Source organism: Tianweitania sediminis (assembly GCF_017813335.1).
In the GTDB taxonomy this organism is placed as follows: domain Bacteria; phylum Pseudomonadota; class Alphaproteobacteria; order Rhizobiales; family Rhizobiaceae; genus Tianweitania; species Tianweitania sediminis.
Genome location: NZ_JAGIYY010000008.1, coordinates 174,452 through 183,549, shown reverse-complemented (window position 1 = coordinate 183,549; position 9,098 = coordinate 174,452). Strand labels below are relative to the sequence as shown.

At 61.6% G+C, this 9,098-nt stretch carries 11 protein-coding genes; all 11 read right to left on the bottom strand.

All coding sequences use genetic code 11. The annotated features are described in order from the left end of the window. Positions 1 to 6: 6 nt before the first annotated feature. The 11 genes from J5Y06_RS18705 to J5Y06_RS18655 all read right to left on the bottom strand — a co-directional run bounded on the left by J5Y06_RS18705 (position 7) and on the right by J5Y06_RS18655 (position 8,942). Positions 7 to 525, bottom strand: coding sequence for a baseplate assembly protein (locus J5Y06_RS18705; RefSeq protein ID WP_209336703.1), 519 nt, complete (start codon positions 523 to 525; stop codon positions 7 to 9). Continuing rightward, positions 525 to 1,340, bottom strand: coding sequence for a hypothetical protein (locus J5Y06_RS18700; RefSeq protein WP_209336702.1), 816 nt, complete (start codon positions 1,338 to 1,340; stop codon positions 525 to 527). Before J5Y06_RS18700 ends, J5Y06_RS18705 begins: the two co-directional genes overlap by 1 nt. Beyond that, a complete protein-coding gene (locus J5Y06_RS18695) occupies positions 1,337 to 1,657 on the bottom strand; it encodes a hypothetical protein (protein WP_245248088.1) in 321 nt (106 codons plus the stop codon). The genes J5Y06_RS18700 and J5Y06_RS18695 overlap by 4 nt, the downstream gene beginning before the upstream one ends. Before the next feature lie 108 nt (positions 1,658 to 1,765). After that, entirely contained in the window at positions 1,766 to 1,999 is a 234-nt protein-coding gene (locus tag J5Y06_RS18690) for a hypothetical protein (protein ID WP_209336701.1), read from the bottom strand. Further along, complete coding sequence (locus tag J5Y06_RS18685; RefSeq protein ID WP_209336700.1) at positions 1,999 to 3,024, bottom strand: major capsid protein; 1,026 nt, start codon at positions 3,022 to 3,024, stop codon at positions 1,999 to 2,001. The genes J5Y06_RS18690 and J5Y06_RS18685 overlap by 1 nt, the downstream gene beginning before the upstream one ends. 14 nt (positions 3,025 to 3,038) lie before the next feature. Beyond that, a complete protein-coding gene (locus tag J5Y06_RS18680; protein WP_209336699.1) occupies positions 3,039 to 3,422 on the bottom strand; it encodes a head decoration protein in 384 nt (127 codons plus the stop codon). A 15-nt stretch (positions 3,423 to 3,437) separates the two neighbouring features. Beyond that, positions 3,438 to 4,502, bottom strand: a complete 1,065-nt coding sequence (locus J5Y06_RS18675) for a head maturation protease, ClpP-related (protein WP_209336698.1) — start codon at positions 4,500 to 4,502, stop codon at positions 3,438 to 3,440. A gap of 12 nt (positions 4,503 to 4,514) precedes the next feature. Then, positions 4,515 to 4,775 carry a hypothetical protein gene (locus tag J5Y06_RS18670; RefSeq protein WP_245248086.1) on the bottom strand — a complete coding sequence of 87 codons (261 nt, stop codon included), beginning with the start codon at positions 4,773 to 4,775 and terminating at the stop codon, positions 4,515 to 4,517. Next, positions 4,775 to 6,427, bottom strand: coding sequence for a phage portal protein (locus J5Y06_RS18665; RefSeq protein ID WP_209336697.1), 1,653 nt, complete (start codon positions 6,425 to 6,427; stop codon positions 4,775 to 4,777). Before J5Y06_RS18665 ends, J5Y06_RS18670 begins: the two co-directional genes overlap by 1 nt. Positions 6,428 to 6,436: 9 nt before the next feature. Further along, positions 6,437 to 8,485, bottom strand: coding sequence for a phage terminase large subunit family protein (locus J5Y06_RS18660; protein WP_209336696.1), 2,049 nt, complete (start codon positions 8,483 to 8,485; stop codon positions 6,437 to 6,439). Continuing rightward, positions 8,388 to 8,942 carry a terminase small subunit gene (locus J5Y06_RS18655; protein WP_209336695.1) on the bottom strand — a complete coding sequence of 185 codons (555 nt, stop codon included), beginning with the start codon at positions 8,940 to 8,942 and terminating at the stop codon, positions 8,388 to 8,390. The genes J5Y06_RS18660 and J5Y06_RS18655 overlap by 98 nt, the downstream gene beginning before the upstream one ends. Positions 8,943 to 9,098 lie beyond the last annotated feature (156 nt).

Here is a 9,098-nt window from a genome sequence, read left to right as displayed (position 1 = left end):
CGTCTCCTAGTTGGCCGGCGGATCGGTATTCGCGCCGCCGCGCAGAATTCCGGAATGGACATGGTTAGAGCCGATGTTCTTGCCGTCGTGCTCGACGCGCCCACCGGTGATTGAAAGGCCAGCCCCGGAAAGGTTGAAGGTGACGCCACCTACCGTGATGACCAAAGCGCCGTCGGCAACTTCAATCCGGACGCCGGCATCTTCGAAGACGTTGGCAGCCATGTTCTCGTTTGGCGATTTGTGCTCGCCGGAATAGCCGCCGCGGAACACCAAGCCTTGGCGCATGTCGCCGGACGGATTTACCACGCCGACGATCTGCCCCTTCTTCAGGGGGATCGACGTCTTGCCCGTCTCCGGGTGCGGATACCAGGGCGAGAGGAACGGACCATCAGAGCCCTCGCCCAGCTTCAGTCGGTAGCCCTTCTTGGCGTCGATCATCTCGACCGGGCCAATGCGGATGCTGTTGCCGAACGCCGTTTTCAGCATCTCCAGATCGGCTTTCATGTCGATCAGCGCGGCATACATCAGCCTGAAACCTCACCAGTGCCGACACCCTCGACCTCGTAAGCACCAGTCGTAAACTCAGGCGTCTCGCGCGGCTCATCCTGAGCTACCGGGCCCCGGCCGAGAGCCAAGAGTTCCGCAGCCGTCATTCCGTGCCGGCGCTGCAGCACCTTCCAATCGGGATCGTTGCCTCCCACGAGGCCCTGCATGGTGGTTGCCTGCGCTTGGTAGATCGCATCTCCACTTGCCTGCATGGCCGCGAAGAACATCCCCAAAGGGCTATCTGGCTCGATCGGCTCGCCGCGCACCGGATCCTGAATCAAGTCGAGGGTTATGCGCGTCTGATGGCCGGCGAGCCGCTGGCCGTCATCGGTGTTGCGCTTCCCGCCCACCTCGATCTTCGTGACGCGGTAATGCAACGAGCGGTAGATTTCCGCCCATGCGTTGTCGGGGTCGTTCAGAGCATCCATGACCTGGCGCTGAACTACGTCGAGATGAAATTCGAACCCAGCGTCCGAAGCCGGGATGCCTATCCCCAACAGGGTCGTTGTGCCGGTTTCCTTGTTGAGCTCTGTCATTGCCTGACTGATGCCGGCTTCAATGACCAGGACGCAGGACCCGTTCTCAATCAGGCTTCGGCCGGTGATGTCGTCCGCTGAGCCAGCGTCCGTGAAGACGGCCACGAATGGCTTCTCGTCGATCCCGATGCGAAGCTCGCCATCAGCTTGAACATCAAGAGCCCCGTTGGGTGTATCGAGAACGTGCTCGCCAACCAGCGTGCGGCCCTTGATGGCTTCCACCGCAGCGATGCGCAGTGCAATGCGGGCGAGGCTCATACTTCACCGAGCTCAAGAACCAAGCGCGTCTCACCGCGATCATCTACGCGCAGCACTTCGAACCAAGGCTTGTGAACACGAGACAGCGCCCTTACTCGGTCGCCCGTCTTAATCGTCGGTCCTTGGTAGGTCGCCGCGTCGATGTGCAGTTCCGCCTTGCCTGCCGCCAGTTGCGTCCGCCACGTCGAAGCATAGCCACCCGAGACGTTTGTTTCTTCGCCCCCGCCAACGCGGAGAATGGCTTCGATTTCAATGGCGGGCCGAGTAGCGTCGACCTGACCACTCTTCAGAAACGAGAGCCTGACTATCTCAATCATCCGCCTGCTGGGTCCAGACATCGCGATCCGGTGCAGATCCTGAAGGCTGCTCGCTACAGGCATATTTCGCCTCCAGGTGGTGGAGAGGCCGGCGAACCGGCCTGCCCCTTACTTGCTTTCCAAGGACTTGATGATGTCGGCCTTCGTGTCCGAAGCCTTCACCTCGACGCCGCGCTTGCCAGCTTCGGCAACGAGCTCGTCCTTGGTCATCTTGTCGAGATCGGCAGGCTGTTCCCCGCCGTTCTCCATCACGATGTCGTCCGACTGCGGCCCGCTATGGAACTGGCCAGCCTTGCGGAACTTGCCGTCATAGAAGCCGGCTTTCGTCACCATCTCGCCCATTATGAAGCCCTCGCGGTTTGAAGCATTTCGGGACGCGTGCAGATGAACAGCGGATAGCTGTAGATCTCCACTCGATCCCAAGCGTCGCGGCCGGACGTATCGGCCAGGATGAGGCCGTAGTATTCGCGGGCACGTTGATTGAGGAACGGCTTGAACTCGTTGGCCGGCGAGAAACCGACTTTAAAGGCGCCACGCATACCGACCGGGAAGAACCGCGCCTTATCGGTCGCGATGTTGATGGTCGAACCATCGTCAGTGCCACGGAAGTTGATGAAGGTGATCCCTTCGAAATCAACCGCGCTGAAGCCCTCGATGTTTTCCAGGCTTGATGCCTGGTCCGTTCCGAGCTTCGTTTCCTTGTACTGCGGGTGGTTCACAAGGGCATCGAAGAACGTGTCGCCACACAGAGCAACGACACGGGCGCCAGGATTCCAAGCACCCCGTGCGGCCTTCATCATCGCCCGCTTCACGTCACGACATTTCTTCCGAATGTCGGTCCCTGCCGTCGTCAGCGCGAAGTTGATCTCGGTCGGCTCTTCGATACCCCAGAAGTCGTACCAGTCGATGATGGTCGTGCCATCTGCGTCCAGAACCTTGCCCTGAATGGCACCGAAGCGCATGTGCTCCCAGGTCATCTCCAGATCGACCAGGATCTGCTGGGTACGATCCGACACTTCCTGAGTGACATCGCGGGTCTGCACGTCAAACGGCAGCGCAGCGACGCCGGCGAGTTCGGCTGCGTAGATGGTCGAGCCCTTGGCAAGGCGCGACGTGTTGAAGGTGCGGAGCTTCGAACCCTCGGGGGTCAGCTCTTCCGGCGGTGCGCCCATTTCGGACGTGGGGATCATGGTCATGGTGCGATCGCGTTCGGCGATAGCGATGGTCCGCGAGCGCGAATAGATTGGCTCGAAGATGTTCAGGTTGCCGAGAAGCTGCGGACGGAATTCAGTCCGCTCGATGACATCCTCTTGGAAGTCAACCATTCCCCAGGCATTACCATTGAAGATGTCTGTGACGAGTGCCATCAGGTCAGCCCTCCTTATCGGCCGATGATGCCGGAGCTCGCCAGATCGGTCAGAGCATCGGTCTTGTGTTGGTCGGTGGTGACACCCGCACCCCATGCGAGCACGTCGGCATGGACTTCAGTGTCCCGCACGGTGGCGGTGCGCCGCACGTCTTCGCTAGTGGCGTCACAGCCTTCCCAGAGGATCGCCGCTGCCGTTTCGGTGCCGTTGGCACCAGCAGGGTTGTAGACGCTGTACTTGCCCGACGCGGTGATCTTGCCGAGCACAGTGCCGGGCTTCAGGACGCCGGAACCACTGGCGATGACCACCTGCTCACGCGAGCGGTACATGCCGTTGGCTTCGGAAACGATGTAATGAGCCGCCCCAGAAAAGCGGTCTTCGGTCAGTGTAGCAGGCATCGAAGCTCTCTCCTCTTAGCGGCGCTTGTTGGTGCGAGCGACGGCATCGGCCAGAACCGACTTGTCACCCTTGGCGGACGGCTTGCCGCCGCCGGTAAGGCCCTGACCATTGAGGCGGGTCGGCTCACGCTCTTCCTCGCCAGCCTTGGCGGAAGCGGCCAGGATGCCCTTGGCAACGGCAGCAGCAACGCCGGCTTCAGCCAGAGCTTTTGCCTGCGGTTCGCGGCCCTTGGTCTCCTCCAGCGCCATGATGGCGTCGGTGTTTTCGCGGGCGGCCTTCTCTGCGCGGAGCGCCTCCAGCTCTTCCTGCATCGCGGCAGTGGCGTCGGCGTCCTTGCTCGACTTCATCTGCGCCTTCAGTTCTGCGATTTCGGCGGCCAATTGGTCCGCACGTTCTTTGTCCGTCATGGATTTCTCCTCTTGTTGACGGGGTTGAGCGGCGGACTTTGCCGCGGCACTGGCATCGGGGAGACGCCAATTCTTCTTGCTCGCGAGGGCCTTCAGCCGCTGCGGAGCGTGCGCATAGGCGCGATAGTCGAAGGCTGCGAAAGCCTTTGCTTCGGTATTGCTGGTGGCATCAGCGAAGCCTTCCGAAACTGCCTCGTCAGGTGCGTACCAGCGTTCAGCCTTCATGATCGCGCGGCACTCATCGGCTGACTTGCCGGACTTCCCCGCATAGACACGAGCATATGAGGTGGCGAGCGCCTCTAAGTACTCGATGCTCTTGGCGTGATCGTCAGAGTTCCCGATCGAAATGTTTGCGGGATCATGGATCATCATCACCGATCCGGCGGACATGGTGACGGTGTCTCCGGCCATCGCGATCAGGGACGCGGCCGATGCGGCAACACCATCAACAATGATGTCCGTCTTCCCGGCGCGACGGGAAAGCAGAGCGTGAATGGCGGCGCCTTCAGAGGCATAGCCGCCGCCTGAATTCAGATGGATGACTAGCGCGGCACTGTCATCGACCTGTGCCAAGGCGACCACCACGTCAGAGTGACTGAAGCCGTCGCCAAACCAATCATCCCCGACATCGCCGGAGAGCGTCAGCTCCCCGCCGTTCAAAATGCAGGCCATGCAGCCTCCTGTTTAGTAAGGTCGCGCCCGTGCCAACTTGGCGTAGCGCACGCGCTTCGGCGTTTCGCCGCGAGAAATCTGGCAGTTCCGGATCGCTTCGTTCTTGGCGCGCTTCACTTGGTCGAGCGATGCGCTAGAGAACCGAGTCATATCGGCGCCGAACCTCGCTTCCGTGATCATGTCGCCGGTCAGCATCGCCATCTCGACCTCGACCAGCTTGGCCGCGCGGGCGCACCAGTCGATCGACGTGGGATCGTCGGGGTTTTGCAACATCAGGCAGCTTCCTGCGCGGGCTCGCGCCGGCCTTCAGCGGCGGCGCCATTCGGGCCACCGCCGCCGCCTTGCGTCCTGCCAAACGGCACAGGGATGCCGGCTGCCTGCATCATCTTGATCTCACGGGCGATCTGCACCAGCAACTCCTGCGGGTTCTTGCCGCGAGCGATCGCTTCGTCAGCGTGAGAAGCGAGGCCAAGCTCCATCAGGATCTTGGAGGCAAGTGCATCCTTGTACGGGTCAGCGGACGGGCGTTCGGGACCTTGGAACTCTGCCTGGAAGACCGCTTCCGGATCGCGCTGGAAAGCGGCATAGCCGCCCTTGAACGGCACTCGACCCTCGCGAATGGCTTCTTCAAGCCAGTTCTCGAAGATCGTCTGAATGAACGGCACCACGATGCGCTGCCGACGGCGCATCACCACGGGCCAGATACTGGCAACGGCCATCCGGACAGACGAGTAGTTCGCGTTCGAGTGATCACCGGTGTACGATTCGAAGGTCACACCAAGGCAGCGAGCGATCTCGCGCTGCAGGTTCTGAGCGAACGCAACGTAGTTGCTCTGCGGCGCGGACGCCGTGACCATTTCCAGATCTTCGCCGGGACCGAGGTGCGCGATCCGCGCCGGGTCCGTGAGAGACACGCTCCCGTTCTTCAGCGCATCGAACCGCTGCGACCAAACCTCCACCAAATCAGCGCGCACGCTCGAAAGCAGCGTGGCCCAATCCGCGGCGTCATAGCCTTCCGGCACATCAAGACCGTCCAAGGACTCGATCGCTTGGAATGCTTCGTTGCTTGCCTCGGGGCTCTTGATGATCGCAGCGAATGCCTGCTGCATCAACGCAACCGCCAACGTAGCGTCGGCCAGCTGGTCATATTGCGCCGCGACCTTCAGGATTGGCGCCATCGGCGAAATGCCGCGCGTGGCGTTCAGATGCTCGCCACGGTCCATGACATGGACGACATCCCGAGCAGATACGTCGTGATCGATTTCCAACCCGCCTTCGCGGATGCGGAAGCGATACACGACAGGCCGGCGGATCTCATTGCGGAAGATGCCGCCTTCCAAGCCCTCAAACTCGCGCGTGGTGCGCGGGCAGCGGTGTGGAGCAACGAGCGAGACCTTCAGCCCGGTACGAACGCTATACTGGCGGCGCCGACGCACGGTGAGATGGTCAAGGACGCCAAAGCCCTCGCCATAGGCAAGATAGCTGCGGAGAATGGCATCGCACATCTCGGCGATCGTCATCTCACCAGCGAGGTCGCATTCTTTCGGATTCCACGCCCATTGCTGCCATGCAGCCTCGACTTCCCGGCACCATGCATCGGCCTGCTTGTCAGTATAGCCGAACGACTTGAGCCGAGCCCGGCAGTTGAGCTTGAGCTCGACGCCGATGGTGTCGCATACGATCTGCGACACAGCACCGGACAAACCACCGCTGTTGTGGATGAAGTCCAGCGCAAGGGCGGACGCTCGCTCCGCTGCTTCGAACACGTCCAGCTTCGCGTCACGCGTGATCGCGCGGCGCATGTTTAGCAGGCCCTGCTTGTCTTGGCGCAGATACCGCGCCGTTGGCTGGGAGCGCTTCGGCTGCGCGGCAGGGAGCGCTGCGGCTCCCGCCTTCACGCGAACCCGAGGCTTCTCAGCGATCATTCATCATCCTCAACGATATGCACCCCAGCGTCCGCGGCTTGCACGCTGCGGTCGGGAAGCGATGACTTGCTGCACGGCGGCTGCACCCGAGGGGGTGGTTTCCGTCTGATCCGGTTCGGGGTCGGCACGTTCTGGTTCAACCACCCGAGCCGGCGCCCTCGCCTTCAACTTGTTCGGCAGCGACAGCCTGGCCGCCAAGCCGTAGACGAAGCAGTCGAGCGCCTCGTTCCGGATGCCTTCGGCTTTCGGCCGCCAGACACGATATTCCCGCCCGGCTTGGAACACCGAGACCGCCTTCTCAGCTGTCAGTTGGTCGAAATAGTCAGCGCTCAGCCCCTCATGGGGAAAGTGGATGGCGAACGGCGTTGGATCACCGGCCTCATCGGGTTGAATGACTAAGCGGGAGGCCAACGCATCCTTCGCCGTGTCCACGCCAACGATGTAGAGCCGGTCACCGCTGTTCTTCGTCCTTGAGGGCGTCTTCGGCCAGATCAGCTTCGACCCGCGGGGATCATTGCCCTGCCCTTTCACTGCGTAGATCCGGCGCCGAACCCGAGCCCGGCAGAAGGCGTGGACCATCTCGCCGCGGTGGCCTTGGCTGTCGATGCAGCCAGCTTGCGGGATGAGCTTGCGCTCATCTTCAGTTTGGAACGGCTCTTTCACCAACTCGTCGAGTTGGTCCCACACCGGCTTCTTCGCCGTGTCGCCGAGCAAAACCTCGTGCTTCAGTACCCAGCATTCCTCGTCGGCGCCCCAGCCTTGGAACGTGACTTCGATGCGATCATCTTGGGTATCTGCGCCCCAAGTGATGATCTGGACAGCGGCCGGCACAGCCTCCGCGCTGTAGGGCTCGACACGTTCGGCTAGGGCTTTCGGATCGAGCCTCTCGACCTTTTCCTTCCAAACCTCGGCCAACGCCGTGTTCACGAACTTCCGAAGCTTCTCTTTGCTCTTGTGGGCTCCGAGCCATTCCCGCACCACGGCGGAAAGGTCGTGCCTAGTAGAGTAGAGTTTTGAGACCTGAAAGCTGGCGTGGCCGCCATACATCGACGGCTTGCCGCATTCCGTGCAGAGCGACCGACCACGGTCATTCCAAAGCGTCGGATCCTGCTCAACGCCGCAACATTTGAACTTCTTGGTCTGCCGCCAGCCTTTGTCGGGTCGATCGACCAGCGCCCTGATTGCCTGAACCCGTTCGGCTTCAGACCAACCTGCGCCACAGCCACGGCAGTGATAGCGCACCGTTTCCGGTAGATGGTTGCCGTCCGCGTCCTTGTCCCAAAGCACCGTCTCGGCAGACCAGACCAGTGTTTGCTCATCGCCACAGTGCGGACAGGCGACGAAGCACTTGCGTTGATCGCCGGCCAGGTATTCCTGCCACACGATCGAGGACGTCTCGTCCGAAGGCGAACAGGCCCGCAGGTTCTTGCGCCGCTTCTTGAACGTCGAGGACCGCTCCTCGGCCAGTTGCAGCGGCGGGCCCATGCCGCTCGCGTCCGCCGGATAAAGGTCGATCTCGTCGCAGATCGTTATCCGCTTTGGCCTAGACGCGAGATCAACGGCCGAGTTTGCCCCGACGAAATCGAGCATCCCGCCCGGATATTCCTTGTGCGTGATCGTCACGCCACTGTCTCGCGACTTCGGCTCAGCGATCAAAGCCGCAATCGCCGGAGTCACCTCGCGCGTCGGTGCAAACCGCTCTTTCGAGAACGATTCCGCGAGCTTCTGCGTTGGTTGCACGAACAGGATCGAGGATGGATCCTGATGGATGAAATACAATGCGGTGGTGAGAAGCCATTCCGACTTCACCAGCTGCGTGCAGGCCATCAGGGTTATGGTTTGAGTGTCCGGCTCCGTGACTGCCAACATCGGACCATAGGCCACCGGCACCCGGGATGTCCGCCACCTCCCTGGGTTAGCGCTATTCTGCTTGGCGACGACGCGATACTCGTCCGCCCATTCAACGACGTTTAGCTTCGGCGGCGGCCTCAGTGCCTCCGCTCTCGCCCTCTTGAGCCGGGTCCTCAGACGCGAACTCGCTGTCTGCTGATAGCTCATTCAGAATTTCCGAAACCTTTGTGGCGAGAAGCTCTTCGATCTCTGACGCCTGGAGATGCTCCAAGTCGCCGGCGATATCGCCAGGCATGGACGAGAAGTTCGCCCGAATCGTTGCATACTCGCTTTCGACCACAGCGCCGACTTCATCGACCAGCACATACTCGCCGCGCTTGATTGCGAGTTCCATCTCAGCCAGCGCCGCTTCAGCAGCCGTCTTGCGACGCCGCGCCTCTTCCATGTCCATCGCGTTCGTGTCGCCGGTCGCGGCCAACGCTGCCTGCTCTTCGCGCCACCGCATCACGTCTGCGGTGTTGTAAGCCGAAGCCTTCCCGGCGCTGCCTTTCGAATGGATCGGGCAGCCCTTCCGCTCCCAGACCCTGATCGTGGTGGTCTTGACCCCACAAAGCTGTGCCAGCTCCACCTGGCTGACCAACCGGCCATTTGTCCTGTCGGCCATGCCTTGCTCTCCTTGGCCTTGGCAGGCCCTGCAAATAACCAGCTAGGCCAGCTTTGGCGATGCTGCACCTAGACGCATTTCGGGCGGTCGCCGCCGCTTAGGGTCAGCCCCTAGGGGTACGGTCCCTGAACCGGGGGGTGTGGCCGTTCTGCCACA